The organism is Streptomyces sp. DF42 (assembly GCF_058267695.1).
On sequence record NZ_CM177859.1, the window covers coordinates 7,147,602 to 7,161,868 of the forward strand.

Below are 14,267 nucleotides of genomic sequence, written 5' to 3' on the forward strand. Positions count from 1 at the left end.
GTGAACGCGTCCGGACAGCGGTCCGCCCCCGCTCGTCACCCCGCCGTTTCCCGGCCGTCAGTGCCGGGTGGCAGGATCGACCCATGTCAGACGCGCTCGATGCCACCCCCTATGACGCCCTGCTCCTGCTCTCGTTCGGCGGCCCCGAAGGCCCCGACGACGTGGTCCCGTTCCTGGAGAACGTGACACGTGGGCGCGGCATCCCCAAGGAACGCCTGAAGGAAGTCGGGCAGCACTACTTCCTCTTCGGCGGGGTCAGCCCCATCAACGACCAGAACCGCGCCCTGCTGGACGCCCTGCGCAAGGACTTCGCCGGTCACGGCTTGGATCTGCCGGTCTACTGGGGCAACCGCAACTGGGCGCCCTACCTGACAGACACCCTGCGCGAGATGGTCGCCGACGGCCGCCGCCGCATCCTGGTCCTCGCCACCAGCGCCTACGCCTCGTACTCGGGCTGCCGCCAGTACCGCGAGAACCTCGCCGACTCGCTCGCCGCTCTGCAGGCCGAGGGCCTGGAGCTGCCGAAGATCGACAAGATCCGGCACTACTTCAATCACGAGGGCTTCGTCGAGCCCATGACCGAAGGCGTGCTGCAGTCCCTGGCCGACCTCCCCGAGGACGTCCGGGACGGGGCGCACATCGCGTTCTCGACCCACTCGATCCCGACCGCGTCCGCGGACACCTCCGGCCCGGTCGAGGACCACGGTGACGGCGGGGCGTACGTCGAGCAGCACCTGGAAGTGGCGCAGCTGATCGCCGCCGCGGTCCGCGAGCGCACGGGCATCGACCACCCCTGGAAGCTCGTCTACCAGTCGCGCTCCGGAGCCCCGCACATCCCGTGGCTCGAGCCGGACATCTGCGACCACATTGAGGAGCTGCACGGCGCCGAGGTCCCGGCCGTCGTGATCGCCCCCATCGGCTTCGTCTCCGACCACATGGAGGTCCTCTACGACCTCGACACGGAGGCCAGGGCCAAGGCCGAGGAGCTGGGGCTGCCGATGCGCCGCTCGGCCACCGTCGGTGCCGACCCGCGCTTCGCCGCCGCGGTCCGCGACCTCGTCCTGGAGCGGGCCTCGGCGGAGCGCGGCGAGGAGGTCACGCCCTGCGCCCTCGGTGCGCTCGGCGCGAGCCACAACCTCTGCCCCGTCGGCTGCTGCCCGGCCCGCGCCCCCCGCCCGGCCGCCGCGGGCGCCGACAGCCCCTACGCGTGAGGAACCCCGTGACCGACCCCCTGCACCAGGAACTGCTCGCGCTGGCCCAGGAGGCCGCCCGCCGCGCCGGGGAGCTGCTGCGCGACGGCCGCCCCGCCGACCTCGCGGTCGCCGCGACCAAGTCCAGCCCGATCGACGTGGTCACCGAGATGGACATCGCAGCGGAGAAGCTGATCACCGAGCTGATCGCCGCGCACCGCCCGGACGACGGCCTCCTCGGCGAGGAGGGTGCCTCCACCGAGGGCACGAGCGGGATCCGCTGGGTGATCGACCCGCTCGACGGGACGGTCAACTACCTTTACGGGCTGCCCACCTGGGCCGTCTCCATCGCGGCCGAGCAGGACGGCGAGGCCGTCGTCGGGGTTGTCGCGGCCCCCATGCGCGGCGAGACCTACCACGCGGTCCGCGGCGGCGGAGCCCGTGCCACGGGGGCCTGGGAGGGCGAGCGCGAACTGGCCTGCCGCCCGGCGCCGCCCCTCGACCAGGCCCTGGTCTCGACGGGCTTCAACTACGTCACCGAGGTCCGCACCCACCAGGCCGAGATCGCCCGGCAACTGATCCCGCTGCTGCGTGACGTCCGGCGCAGCGGTTCGGCCGCAGTCGACCTGTGCGACGTCGCGTCCGGCCGCCTCGACGGCTACTACGAGCGCGGGCTGCACGCTTGGGACCTCGCGGCGGGCGACCTCATCGCCCGGGAAGCGGGCGCGCTGACCGGTGGACGCCCGGGAGAGCGCCCCGCACGCGACCTGACGATCGCCGCCTCCCCGGGTGTCTTCGAGCCGCTCCAGCGCCTCCTGGAGGACTTCGGCGCCTGGCACGACTGAGCCCCCGGCCGACGGGCGCGGCACGGCACGGCAGGCGGCAGGTGAACGCCGTCGTACGACAACACAGCGGGCCCCCGGCGCTGGATTCGCCGGGGGCCCGTTGTCGTGCGTACGCGCTGATCAGACGCTAGACGCCGACCTCCACACCGTGCTCGGCGGCGAGGCGGCGCAGGTCGTCGAGCTCGCCCTGCTCCACCTCGACGAGGAAGTCGTCGCCCTCGTCGCGAGCCCGCGTCAGGTCGGACTCGGTCGTCCTTATGCGCTGCAGAAGTCCTGCGGTGAATGCGTCCATGCTGCGGCCCCCTCGTCCTGGGTCGTGGGTCGATGGCACGGGGGTGTGCCGTTCGGAAGGGGCGATCACGTCTCCTGCAGGTGCCCAGCGCTGCCGCGGCCGGGCGGCGACGGTGCCGGACACCCACGCCCACTCTGCGGAAAGCGGATTGCGCCGTGCCGCATGGTGCTGCGGCACTAGCAGAGCGTGATCGCGGGGTATGAACCGTCCTCCCCCCGCTCCCTTCCACGGAAACCTCAACCCGGAGAGAAAATCGTTCATTCCCGGGTCTCACACCTGTCCTTCATCCGGCCCTCATCCTCGGTTCCCCGCCTTACAGCCGACTTATGGCCGAAAAGGGCAGGATGGAGGCACACACTCATGAAGCCCCCTGCTCGCGTGTGCCCTTCAGGCGCTACGCGGGTGGACACAGGAAGGACGTGCGACGTGCGCGTACTCGTCGTCGAGGACGAGCAACTGCTCGCCGATGCGGTGGCCACCGGACTGCGCCGGGAGGCCATGGCCGTCGACGTCGTGTACGACGGTGCGGCCGCCCTGGAGCGCATCGGCGTCAACGACTACGACGTGGTCGTCCTCGACCGCGACCTCCCGCTCGTGCACGGCGACGACGTCTGCCGCAAGATCGTCGAGCTGGGCATGCCCACGCGCGTGCTGATGCTCACGGCCTCCGGCGACGTCAGCGACCGCGTCGAGGGCCTGGAGATCGGCGCCGACGACTATCTGCCCAAGCCCTTCGCGTTCAGTGAGCTCATCGCACGCGTGCGTGCCCTCGGCCGGCGCACCAGCGTGCCGCTGCCACCGGTCCTGGAGCGCGCGGGCATCAAGCTCGACCCCAACCGCCGCGAGGTCTTCCGCGACGGCAAGGAGGTCCAGCTCGCGCCCAAGGAGTTCGCCGTCCTGGAAGTGCTGATGCGCTCCGAGGGCGCGGTCGTCTCCGCGGAGCAGCTCCTGGAGAAGGCCTGGGACGAGAACACCGACCCGTTCACCAACGTCGTGCGCGTCACCGTCATGACCCTGCGACGCAAGCTGGGCGAACCGCCGGTCATCGTCACCGTGCCCGGCTCCGGCTACCGGATCTGATGCCCGATGGCCGCAACACCCACCCTCCCCACGGCACCCCCCAAGCCCACCTGGGACCCGAGGAAGCCCGAGCCGCCGTTCCCCTGGCTGCGCCCGACCATCCGCATACGGCTCACACTGCTGTACGGCGGCATGTTCCTGATCGCCGGCATCCTGCTGCTGTCGATCATCTACCTGCTGGCCGCCCAGGCCCTGCACGAGGGCAACAGCCAGAACTTCCAGGTGACCGGCAGCAACATCGCGATCAGCAGCTCCACCTGCCCGCAGCTCAACTCGGCGAGCTATGACGAGGTCAGCTCGGTGTGGAAGGCCTGCAATGCCGCCCAGCGTCAGCGCGCCCTGGACGACCTGCTCAGCCGCTCGCTGCTCGCCCTCCTCGGCCTCGCCGTCATCGCCTTCGCCTTCGGCTACGCGATGGCAGGCCGCGTCCTGTCGCCGCTCGGCCGCATTCTGCGCACGGCGCGCGCGGTGGCGGGCTCGGACCTGTCCCGCCGGATCGAGCTGGACGGCCCGGACGACGAGATCAAGGAACTGGCCGACACCTTCGACGACATGCTGGAGCGCCTGCAGCGTGCCTTCACCGCCCAGCAGCGCTTCGTCGGCAACGCCTCGCACGAGCTGCGCACCCCGCTCGCGATCAACCGCACGCTCCTCGAAGTCCATCTGTCCGACCCGAACGCACCGGTGGAGCTCCAGCAGCTCGGCAAGACCCTGCTGGCCACCAACGAGCGCAGCGAGCAGCTCGTCGAGGGACTGCTGCTGCTCGCCCGCAGCGACAACCAGATCGTCGAGCGGAAGCCGGTGGACCTCGCCGAGGTCGCCGAGCAGGCCGTCGACCAGGTGCTCTCGGAGGCGGACGCGAAGGGCGTGGTGATCCGCGGGGAGCAGAAGCCCGCGGTCGTCCAGGGCAATGGCGTGCTGCTGGAGCGGATCGCCCTGAACCTCGTCCAGAACGCCGTGCGGTACAACGTGCCGGACGACGGCTGGGTCGAGGTCAACACGGAGGTCCAGCATGGCCAGGCGGTCCTGGTCGTGACGAACACCGGACCCGTCGTACCTGCGTACGAAATCGACAATCTCTTCGAGCCGTTCCGACGGTTGCGCACCGAGCGCACGGGCAGTGACAAGGGCGTCGGTCTCGGTCTGTCCATCGTCCGGTCCGTGGCCCGGGCCCACGGCGGGCACATCTCGGCACAGCCGCGCGAAGGGGGTGGACTCGTGATGCGGGTTGCGCTTCCGATCTGAGATCATGTCGCCGACACACGGGGATGTTCGCTTTGCGCGGAATTTTCTGGCCGCCGAATGGCGCATCGCATGTGTGATCGATCACAGGGGCGATTTTCCAGCCATCTACTCTCCGTGATCATGGAGGATGCCGGAAAGCCGGGATAATCCGGGTTTTCAGGTGTCCTGATCACGGGAAGTACAGGGTGAGACGCCTTTGAAGAGCGGCATGGGGACCGTGTACGGTCCCGTTCGCCATCCAAGCCGATCACTCTTGAGGGGTCCGGTTGGGTGTCGATTGAGTAACAGACCTTGATGTGAGGCAAAATCTCCGCCTCGGGTCGGGCACAAGTCCGGCCTCTCACGCGTTACGTGCGCTGGAGACACCGCAGACACCCAGAGGGGGAGAGCGACATGGCAACGGATTATGACACCCCACGCAAGACCGACGACGACGTTGACTCGGACAGTCTTGAAGAGCTCAAGGCCAGGCGGAACGACAAGTCGACGTCCGCAGTGGACGTCGACGAGTTCGAGGCTGCCGAAGGCCTGGAGCTGCCCGGCGCGGACCTCTCGAATGAGGAGTTGGCCGTCCGGGTGCTGCCCAAGCAGCAGGACGAGTTCACCTGCATGAGCTGCTTCCTGGTGCACCACCGCAGCCAGCTGGCCCGGGAGAAGAACGGCCAGCCGATCTGCCGCGACTGCGACTGAGGCCGGGTCGGCCGTGACTGGCTCGACCCCACCTTGGAAGCGCCGCTCCCTGCAGGGGGCGGACGAAGGGCCGTCCGACGGCCCTCCCGGCGCGCGTGACGACGAGCGGGGCCCCTCCGGTACGACACCGGGTATCACGGGGTCCACGGGATCGGCCTCGCTCGATCCGACGGCCGGCCGGGCTGACCTCCCGGCTGCGTCGCAGACCCCCGCGCCCGTCGCCAGGCGACGGGTCGCGGTGATCCGCGACAAGGCCGTGGAAGGCGTCCGTAAGGGCGGCAGCGCCGCCAGGGCCGGTTTGGGGTACCTCGCCGACCGCATCATCGATATCGCCCCGAGGGTCCCCGTACGGGACCTCGCGGCCCTCCGCAAGCAATTCCCGGGCCTGGGACCCGAGCAGCTCGCGGACAAGCTCGTGGCGGGCGCGGCAGCCGCCACGTCGACGGTCGGAGCGGGGGTCGGAGCGGCAGCCATGCTGCCCGTACCGCCCGCGATGCCGACGGAACTCGCCGCCGAGATCACCGGGGTCGCGGCGATCGAGCTGAAACTCATCGCCGAACTCCACGAGGTCTACGGCGTACGCCCGTCCGGCAACCTCAAAGAGCGCAGCACGGCGTATCTGAACTCCTGGTCGGGGGAGCGCGGGATCGATGTGACCAAGCCGTCGACCGTGAGTTCCGCGCTGAACGGCCACATGAAGCGCGAACTGCGCCAGCAGATCATGAAGCGCATGGTTCGCGACCTGCCGAACCTCATGCCCTTCATGGTGGGAGCCGCCGTGGGCGCGGTCATGAACCGCCGGGACACCAGGAAACTCGCGACGCGGATCCGTAAGGACCTGAGAAAGATCCAGGTCCCCTGGGACGCGCTTCCCGAACTCCCGCCGCTGGAGCCCGTGTCGGATCCTGTGACGATGGCCGAGATCCGCAGGGAAATCGGGCCCTGAGGGCCCTCAGGGCCCGGAAGGCGCCCCGTTGCGCCACGAAGGTGCGCCCCTACGCCACGGCCTCCCTGGCGGCCTTCAGAGCCTGGGCCAGACGCTCCGGCTCGCGCGTCGACAGATACAGGTACGGCGTCGGGTCCTCGGGGTCGGTGACCATCACGCGCAGGGCGGTGGGGATGTAGGCGCGCAGCAGCAGGAACGCGCGCGTGTCCGCCTTGTAGGTGCGCCAGGCGCGGGCCTCCTCCTGGTCCAGCACCTCCGCCTCGCCCAGGGCCGTGACCGGGATCTTCGCCTCGCCCGCGATCAGCGAGCCGCCCACCACACGAATACGGACCGAGCCGTACGAACTCGCCACGACCGCCGTCGCCGCCGTGCCGCCGACCAGACCGCCGAGCAGCGGCAGCGTCCCGAAGGGCAGCAGTACCAGGGCCATCGCGAGGCCGACCAGGAACGAGATCAACCACCACGAGCGAGGGGCGGTGAGGCGTTCTTCGTACGGTGTGGCGGAGAGCTGCATGGAACCAAGCTTGGCACGGTGTCAGGACAGTGCCGACGCGCGGGTAAGGTCTGCGGCTGTGAGTGGTACTTCCCCAGCTCTTAGGCCTCCCGCCGACGCGGTGACACCGGTGCGGCACCCTGATGCTCCCGCGCCCGGTGAGCTGCTCGGCGCCCACTACGAACAGTGTTTCGGGTGCGGCGGCGGGCAGCCCCACGGGCTGCACCTGGCGGCGCGAGCCGGCGAGGGCGTCACCATCACCGCCGAGTTCACGGTGCAGCCCGCCCACCAGGGGGCGCCCGGCCTCGCCCACGGCGGCGTGCTGGCCACCGCACTCGACGAGAGCCTCGGCTCGCTGAACTGGCTGCTGCGGACGATCGCGGTGACCGGGCGGCTGGAGACCGACTTCGTGCGCCCCGTACCGGTCGGCACGGTGCTGTATCTGGAGGCCGAGGTGACGGCGGTGGCGGGCCGCAAGATCTACTCGTCCGCCACCGGACGCATCGGCGGCCCGGACGGGCCCGTGGCCCTCCGCGCGGACGCGCTCTTCATCGAGGTGAAGGTCGACCACTTCATCGACAACGGCCGCCCGGAGGAGATCCGGGCCGCCATGAACGACACGGACCAGAGCCGGCGCACCCGCGCCTTCGAGGTGAACCCGTGAGCCGTGATCCCGTGAACGTAATGATCCGGCGCGTCGACCCCGACGTACCGCTTCCTTCGTACGCGCACCCCGGTGACGCGGGAGCCGATCTGCGTACCGTCGAGGCGTGCGAACTGAAGCCGGGCGAGCGGGTTGTTCTGCCCACCGGGGTGTCAATCGCCCTCCCGGAGGGGTACGCGGCCTTCGTGCACCCGCGATCCGGTCTCGCCGCCCGCTGCGGTGTCGCTCTGGTGAATGCCCCAGGGACGGTTGATGCCGGGTACCGTGGGGAGATCAAGGTGATCGTGGTGAATCTCGACCCGCGCGAGGCAGTGCGGTTCGAGCGCTTCGACCGGATCGCCCAACTGGTCGTCCAGCAGGTCGAGAGGGTCCGCTTCCAGGAGGTCGCGGAGCTTCCCGACTCGGTGCGGGCCGAAGGGGGCTTCGGGTCCACCGGAGGTCATGCCTCGGTGACCGGTACAAGCAGCACAAGCGGTCAGGCCGCCGTAGGCGGCCGGGCGGGTGGGAATCGATACGCTTCGGTCGTATCCGACCGGGAAGGACAGTGACGTGTTCGGACGTCGCAACAAGAAGGGTGCCGCCGAGGACGCGGCCGGCGAGGCCGAGCAGGTCGTCGACAGTGTCGGCACTGAGGCGGACGACGAAGAGCGCGAGCGCGTGAGGCTCGAGCCCGAGCCGCGGCCCGACGGGCCCTGGGACGACTCGGAGGTGCACGATCCGGCCGAGGGCCGGGTGGACCTGGGCGGGATCTTCGTGCCCGGAGTCGACGGCATGGAGCTGCGGGTCGAGGTCGCGGGCGACGCGATCGTCGCGGCGACCGTCGTGCTGCGCGACAGCGCCATCCAGCTGCAGGCCTTCGCCGCTCCCAAGCGCGAGGGCATCTGGGGCGAGGTGCGCGAGGAGATCGGCTCGGGCATCACCCAGCAGGGTGGGATCATCGACGAGGTCGAGGGCCCGCTGGGCTGGGAGCTGCGCGCTCAGGTGCCGGTGCAACTGCCGGACGGCACGGGCGGTTTCCAGGTCGTGCGGTTCGTCGGCGTGGACGGTCCGCGCTGGTTCCTGCGCGGTGTGATCTCGGGGCAGGGCGCGGTGCAGCCGCAGGCGGCCGGTCTGCTCGAGCAGATCTTCCGGGACACGGTCGTGGTCCGCGGCGAGGGCCCGATGGCCCCCCGCGACCCGATCGTCCTCAAGCTGCCCAATGACGCCCAGATGGTCCCCGAGGGCGTCCAGCAGGAGGAGGGCTCGCGCTTCTCCGGCGGCATGGGGCAGCTGCAGCGCGGACCGGAGATCACCGAGGTCCGCTAGGTACTCAGGTACTCCACTGGGAGAATCGTTCAAGAGCCGCACCCTTCGGGGTGCGGCTCTTTTGCGTGCGCGACCCCTTGACGGCGTATTGGTCTGTACCTACGGTCTCCGCTCAACGCCTGTTCACAAAGGCACTCATCGTTCACGTACGAGAACGGATGGCCCCCCACTATGCGCCGTACCGCACTCCTCGCGACCACCTCTGCGCTTGTCGTGGGCATGCTCGCCTGGCCCTCGGTCCGCCATGCCGACGCCGCCCCCACCGCCTTCGTCCACCCCGGAGTCACCGTCTCCCAGGCGCAGTTGGACTTCACCCGGAACAAGGTCGACGCCGGCGCCCAGCCCTGGAAGGGCGCCTTCGACCAGATGAAGGCGAGCAAGTACGCCGACCTGAACCGCACGCCCGAGCCGCGGGCGACCGTCGAGTGCGGCCCCTACTCGAACCCCGACCACGGGTGCACGGACGAGCGCGGGGACGCCATCGCCGCGTACACCGACGCGCTCGCCTGGTACATCACCCGCGACGACCGGTACGCCAAGAAGTCGATCCAGCTGATGGACGCCTGGTCGGCCGTGATCAAGGACCACACCAACAGCAACGCGCCCCTGCAGACCGGCTGGGCGGGCTCCTCCTGGCCCAAGGCCGCCGAGATCATCAAGCACACGTACACGGGAAGCTGGGCGAACTCCGGCCGCTTCGCGACCATGCTCCGCACCGTCTACCTGCCCGAGATCATCAACGGCTCGAACTCCAACGGCAATTGGGAGCTGTCGATGATGGAGGCCGCCGTGGGCATCTCCGTCTTCCTCGACGACAGGACGTCGTACGACAAGGCCATGGCGAGGTTCCGCACCCGTACGGCCGCCTACGTCTATCTGTCCTCGGACGGCGACCTGCCCAGGACCGTGCCCGGCCAGCATCTCGACACCAAGGCGAAGATCGTCGGCTACTGGCAGGGGCAGTCCACCTTCGTCACCGGGCTCACCCAGGAGACCTGCCGCGACTTCACCCACACGGGCTACGGAATCTCCGCGATCTCCCACGTCGCCGAGACCAGCCGGATCCAGGGCCAGGACCTCTACGGCACCGACGTCGGCGAGCGGCTGCGGCAGGCCCTCGGGTTCCAGGCCAAGTACCAGCTGGGCACGGCCGCCCCGAGCTGGCTGTGCGGCGGGACGCTCAAGCTCGGGCTCGGTCCGGTCACCGAGGTCGGGTACAACGCCCTGCACAACCGCCTCGGCATCGCGATGGCCAACACCCAGACACTGACCGAACGCAACCGCCCGGCGGGCAGCAACAACCTCTTCGTCGCCTGGGAGACGCTCACCCACGGGGACAATCCGAGCTGACCGAACGTTGAAGGACCGGGCGCCGGGTGACGATAGTGGCGCCCGGCCGACGACTTCACGGGGGCGGGGTACATGAGCCAGGTGGTCACCGAGACCATGGTGCGGGTCGAGAACGTCCACAGGTCCTACGGCCATGGAGCAGCCGCCGTGCACGCGCTGCGCGGTGTCTCCTTCGAGGTGCCGCGCGGCGAACTCGTGGCCCTCAAGGGGCGCTCGGGGTCGGGCAAGACCACGCTCCTCAACGTCGTCGGCGGACTCGACGTACCCGACGAGGGACGTGTCACCGTCGACGGCCTCGACCTGTCGGAACTCGACGAGGACGGGCTGCTCGCCCTGCGCCGCGACCGCGTCGGCTTCGTGTTCCAGTCCTTCGGGCTGATCCCGATCCTCACGGCCGCCGAGAACGTCGGCGTGCCGATGCGGCTGCGCCGGACCGATGTTCGCGCGCGTGAGGAGCGCGTCGAGCTGCTGCTCGCCCTGGTCGGGCTCGCCGACCACGCGGCGCAGCGGCCCGGCGAACTCTCCGGCGGCCAGCAACAGCGCGTCGCCATCGCCCGCGCCCTGGCGAACAGTCCCGCGCTCCTCGTCGCCGACGAGCCGACCGGGCAGCTGGACGCGGAGACCGGTCACGCCGTCATGGAGCTGCTGCGGGCCGTCGTCCACAGTGAGCAGGTCACGGCGCTGGTCGCCACCCACGACGCGACCCTGCTGGACCTGGCCGACCGGGTGCTGGAGCTGGGCGACGGGGAGATCGTCGAGCACTGAACACGTCCCGCGTCAGAGTTGCGTCAAAGACGGCCCGCTCGCCGGTCCTGGCACCATTTGCCGGGATTGCTGGCCGTAGGGTCGACGCTGCGTAGGCAGCAGTGACCGGAAGACAATGGGGCCATGGGACGCGGCAAGCTTCGGATCTACCTCGGTGCGGCACCGGGCGTCGGCAAGACCTACGCCATGCTCTCCGAGGCGCACCGGCGTGTGGAGCGGGGCACGGACTGCGTGGTGGCCTTCGTGGAGCACCACGGCCGGCCGCGCACCGAGGTGATGCTGCACGGCCTGGAACAGACGGCGCGCAAGGAGCTGGAGTACCGGGGGGCCGTCTTCACCGAGATGGACGTCGACGCCGTGCTCGCCCGCAGCCCCCAGGTGGCCCTCGTCGACGAGCTGGCCCACACCAACATCCCCGGCTCCCGCAACGCCAAGCGCTGGCAGGACGTGGAGGAGCTGCTCGCGGCCGGCATCGACGTGATATCGACCGTCAACATCCAGCACCTGGAGTCCCTGGGGGACGTGGTCGAGTCGATCACCGGCGTACGGCAGCGGGAGACCGTGCCGGACGAGGTGGTACGCCGGACGGACCAGATCGAACTGGTCGACATGTCGCCACAGGCACTGCGCCGGCGGATGGCGCACGGCAACATCTACCAGCCGGACAAGGTGGACGCGGCCCTGTCCAACTACTTCCGGCCGGGCAATCTGACCGCGCTGCGGGAGCTGGCGCTGCTGTGGGTGGCGGACCGGGTCGACGAGTATCTGAAGCAGTACCGAAGCGAGCACCGGGTGTCGAAGATCTGGGGCTCGCGCGAGCGGATCGTGGTCGGCCTGACCGGCGGACCCGAGGGCCGGACCCTGATCCGGCGGGCCGCGCGTCTCGCCGAGAAGGGCGCCGGCGGTGAGGTGCTGGCCGTCTACATAGCGAGCACCGACGGGCTGACGGCCGCCTCGCCGAAGGAACTGGCCGTGCAGCGCACCCTGGTCGAGGACCTCGGCGGCACCTTCCACCACGTGGTCGGCGACGACATACCGGCGGCCCTGCTCGCCTTCGCGCGCGGGGTCAACGCCACCCAGATCGTGCTCGGCGTCTCACGGCGCAAGAGCTGGCAGTACGTCTTCGGGCCGGGCGTCGGCGCGACCGTGGCCCGCAACTCGGGATCCGACCTCGACGTCCACCTGATCACGCACGACGAGGCGGGCAAGGGCCGCGGGCTGCCGGTGGCCAGGGGGGCCCGGCTCGGCCGGTCGAGGATCATCTGGGGCTGGCTGGTCGGCGTGGCCGGACCGGTCGTCCTGGCCGTGCTGCTCAACACCGTCCAGCTCGGCCTCGCCAACGACATGCTGCTGTTCCTGGCCCTCACGGTCGCTGCGGCGCTGCTCGGCGGCCTGCTGCCCGCGCTGGCCTCGGCCGCGGTGGGCTCGCTGCTGCTGAACTACTTCTACACACCGCCCCTGCACCGCTGGACCATCGCCGACCCGAAGAACATCGTCGCCATCGTGATCTTCGTCGGCGTCGGCATCTCCGTGGCCTCGGTGGTCGACCTCGCCGCCCGACGCACCCACCAGGCGGCCCGGCTGCGCGCCGAGTCGGAGATCCTCTCCTTCCTCGCGGGCAACGTACTGCGGGGCGAGACCGGCCTGGAGGAGCTGCTGGAGCGGGTCCGCGAGACCTTCGGCATGGAGTCGGCGGCCCTGCTGGAGCGGGCCGGCGACCGGGACCCGTGGACCTGCGCGGGCCGCGCCGGGCTCGGGCCGTCGGTGCAGCGCCCTGACGAGGCGGACGTGGACGTCCCGGTCGGCGACCACATGGCACTCGCACTGACCGGCCGGGTGCTGCCGGCCGAGGACCGCCGGGTGCTGGCCGCCTTCGCCGCCCAGGCGGCCGTCGTCCTGGACCGACGGCGGCTGCAGGAGGAGGCCGACCGGGCCCGGGCACTGGCCGAGGGCAACCGCATCCGTACGGCGCTGCTGGCCGCCGTGAGCCATGACCTGCGGACGCCGCTGGCCGGCATCAAGGCGGCGGTGTCGTCACTGCGCTCGGACGACGTGGCCTGGTCCGAGGAGGACCAGGCGGAGCTGCTGAAGGGCATCGAGGAGGGCGCCGACCGGCTCGACCACCTCGTCGGCAACCTCCTCGACATGTCCCGCCTGCAGACCGGCACGGTCACCCCGCTGATCCGGGAGGTCGATCTGGACGAGGTCGTACCGATGGCACTGGTCGGGGTGCCCGAGGACGGCGTCGTCCTGGACGTGCCGGAGACCCTGCCGATGGTCGCCGTCGACCCGGGACTGCTGGAGCGGTCGGTGGCCAACCTGGTCGAGAACGCCGTCAAGTACAGCCCGCGGGACGAGGCGGTGCTGGTCGCCGCGAGCGCCATCGCCGACCGGGTCGAGGTGCGGGTGGTCGACCGCGGCACCGGCGTCCCCGACGAGGCCAAGGAGCGCATCTTCGAGCCCTTCCAGCGCTACGGCGACGCCCCGCGCGGGGCCGGCGTGGGCCTGGGGCTCGCCGTGGCGCGGGGCTTCGCCGAGGCCATGGGCGGCACCCTCGACGCCGAGGACACACCCGGCGGCGGCCTCACCATGGTCCTCACCCTGCGCGCGGCAGGACCGCCCGCGCAGGACCCTCTCCACCCAGCGGAAGCGGAACCCGAAAGGCAGGTCACATGACCCGGGTGCTCGTGATCGACGACGAGCCGCAGATCGTGCGGGCCCTCGTGATCAACCTCAAGGCACGCAAGTACGAGGTCGACGCGGCCCACGACGGCACCACCGCCCTTCAGCTCGCCGCCGCCCGCCACCCCGACGTGGTCGTCCTCGACCTGGGCCTGCCCGACATGGACGGCGTCGAGGTGATCAGGGGACTGCGCGGCTGGACCCGCGTGCCGATCCTGGTGCTCTCGGCACGTCACACCTCCGACGAGAAGGTCGAGGCGCTGGACGCGGGCGCCGACGACTACGTCACCAAGCCCTTCGGCATGGACGAACTGCTCGCCCGGCTGCGGGCGGCCGTCCGCCGTGCCGAGCCGGTCGGCGCCGGCGAGGACGACGTGACCGCCGTGGAGACCGACGAGTTCACCGTCGACCTGGCCGCGAAGAAGGTCAACCGGGGCGGGCGGGACGTGCGACTGACGCCCACGGAGTGGCATCTGCTGGAGGTGCTGGTGCGCAGCACGGGCCGGCTGGTCAGCCAGCGGCAGCTGCTCCAGGAAGTGTGGGGTCCGTCATACGGCACCGAGACCAACTATCTGCGGGTGTACATGGCCCAGCTGCGCAGGAAGCTGGAGGCGGACCCGTCACACCCCAAGCACTTCATCACGGAGCCCGGGATGGGGTATCGCTTCGAGAAGTGAACCGCCGGGCGGGGCACCGGTTCGAGCGCCGGGCCCGCGGGTA

The 14,267-nt window shown here is 70.4% G+C and carries 15 protein-coding genes; 13 read left to right on the forward strand and 2 right to left on the reverse strand.

Features of this window, described 5'->3' with window-relative positions; genetic code table 11:
- Positions 1–83: 83 nt before the first annotated feature.
- Both ACYUED_RS32795 and ACYUED_RS32800 read left to right on the forward strand, forming a co-directional pair.
- Entirely contained in the window at positions 84–1,211 is a 1,128-nt protein-coding gene (locus ACYUED_RS32795; protein WP_491288005.1) for a ferrochelatase, read from the forward strand.
- 8 nt (positions 1,212–1,219) lie between these two features.
- Positions 1,220–2,035 (forward strand): inositol monophosphatase family protein, encoded by an 816-nt coding sequence (locus ACYUED_RS32800; RefSeq protein WP_491288007.1) that lies wholly within the window; start codon positions 1,220–1,222, stop codon positions 2,033–2,035.
- A 127-nt stretch (positions 2,036–2,162) separates the two neighbouring features.
- Here ACYUED_RS32800 and ACYUED_RS32805 read toward each other — a convergent pair whose 3' ends face one another.
- A complete protein-coding gene (locus ACYUED_RS32805) occupies positions 2,163–2,327 on the reverse strand; it encodes a hypothetical protein (RefSeq protein WP_266522587.1) in 165 nt (54 codons plus the stop codon).
- A 426-nt stretch (positions 2,328–2,753) separates the two neighbouring features.
- On the opposite strand from ACYUED_RS32805, the gene ACYUED_RS32810 reads away from it, so the two are divergent.
- The 4 genes from ACYUED_RS32810 (at position 2,754) to ACYUED_RS32825 (ending at position 6,288) form a co-directional block, all read left to right on the forward strand.
- Positions 2,754–3,407: a response regulator transcription factor gene (locus tag ACYUED_RS32810; RefSeq protein ID WP_003993508.1), complete on the forward strand. Its 654-nt coding sequence runs from the start codon at positions 2,754–2,756 to the stop codon at positions 3,405–3,407.
- Between the two features lie 6 nt (positions 3,408–3,413).
- Positions 3,414–4,652, forward strand: a complete 1,239-nt coding sequence (locus ACYUED_RS32815; protein ID WP_491288016.1) for a sensor histidine kinase — start codon at positions 3,414–3,416, stop codon at positions 4,650–4,652.
- A 393-nt stretch (positions 4,653–5,045) separates the two neighbouring features.
- A complete protein-coding gene (locus tag ACYUED_RS32820) occupies positions 5,046–5,342 on the forward strand; it encodes a DUF4193 domain-containing protein (RefSeq protein WP_005481602.1) in 297 nt (98 codons plus the stop codon).
- Positions 5,343–5,355: 13 nt separating this feature from the next.
- Positions 5,356–6,288 (forward strand): hypothetical protein, encoded by a 933-nt coding sequence (locus tag ACYUED_RS32825; protein WP_491288027.1) that lies wholly within the window; start codon positions 5,356–5,358, stop codon positions 6,286–6,288.
- Positions 6,289–6,337: 49 nt separating this feature from the next.
- Here ACYUED_RS32825 and ACYUED_RS32830 read toward each other — a convergent pair whose 3' ends face one another.
- Positions 6,338–6,802, reverse strand: a complete 465-nt coding sequence (locus ACYUED_RS32830; RefSeq protein WP_491288029.1) for a DUF3093 domain-containing protein — start codon at positions 6,800–6,802, stop codon at positions 6,338–6,340.
- A 58-nt stretch (positions 6,803–6,860) separates the two neighbouring features.
- Between ACYUED_RS32830 and ACYUED_RS32835 the strand changes: the two genes are divergently transcribed.
- From ACYUED_RS32835 to ACYUED_RS32865, 7 genes are all read left to right on the forward strand, one after another.
- Positions 6,861–7,445: a PaaI family thioesterase gene (locus ACYUED_RS32835; protein WP_491288032.1), complete on the forward strand. Its 585-nt coding sequence runs from the start codon at positions 6,861–6,863 to the stop codon at positions 7,443–7,445.
- On the forward strand, positions 7,442–7,993 hold the full coding sequence (gene dut, locus ACYUED_RS32840; protein ID WP_491288034.1) for a dUTP diphosphatase: 552 nt from the start codon (positions 7,442–7,444) through the stop codon (positions 7,991–7,993). Before ACYUED_RS32835 ends, dut begins: the two co-directional genes overlap by 4 nt.
- Position 7,994: 1 nt before the next feature.
- On the forward strand, positions 7,995–8,750 hold the full coding sequence (locus ACYUED_RS32845; RefSeq protein WP_491288036.1) for a DUF3710 domain-containing protein: 756 nt from the start codon (positions 7,995–7,997) through the stop codon (positions 8,748–8,750).
- Between the two features lie 171 nt (positions 8,751–8,921).
- The gene (locus ACYUED_RS32850) at positions 8,922–10,100 is read left to right on the forward strand and encodes an alginate lyase family protein (RefSeq protein ID WP_491288038.1); all 1,179 of its coding nucleotides are present in this window, start codon (positions 8,922–8,924) and stop codon (positions 10,098–10,100) included.
- A 72-nt stretch (positions 10,101–10,172) separates the two neighbouring features.
- Entirely contained in the window at positions 10,173–10,865 is a 693-nt protein-coding gene (locus ACYUED_RS32855; protein ID WP_491288040.1) for an ABC transporter ATP-binding protein, read from the forward strand.
- A 123-nt stretch (positions 10,866–10,988) separates the two neighbouring features.
- Positions 10,989–13,541 (forward strand): sensor histidine kinase, encoded by a 2,553-nt coding sequence (locus ACYUED_RS32860; protein WP_491288042.1) that lies wholly within the window; start codon positions 10,989–10,991, stop codon positions 13,539–13,541.
- Complete coding sequence (locus ACYUED_RS32865) at positions 13,538–14,224, forward strand: response regulator (RefSeq protein WP_491288046.1); 687 nt, start codon at positions 13,538–13,540, stop codon at positions 14,222–14,224. Before ACYUED_RS32860 ends, ACYUED_RS32865 begins: the two co-directional genes overlap by 4 nt.
- The last annotated feature ends 43 nt before the right edge of the window (positions 14,225–14,267 follow it).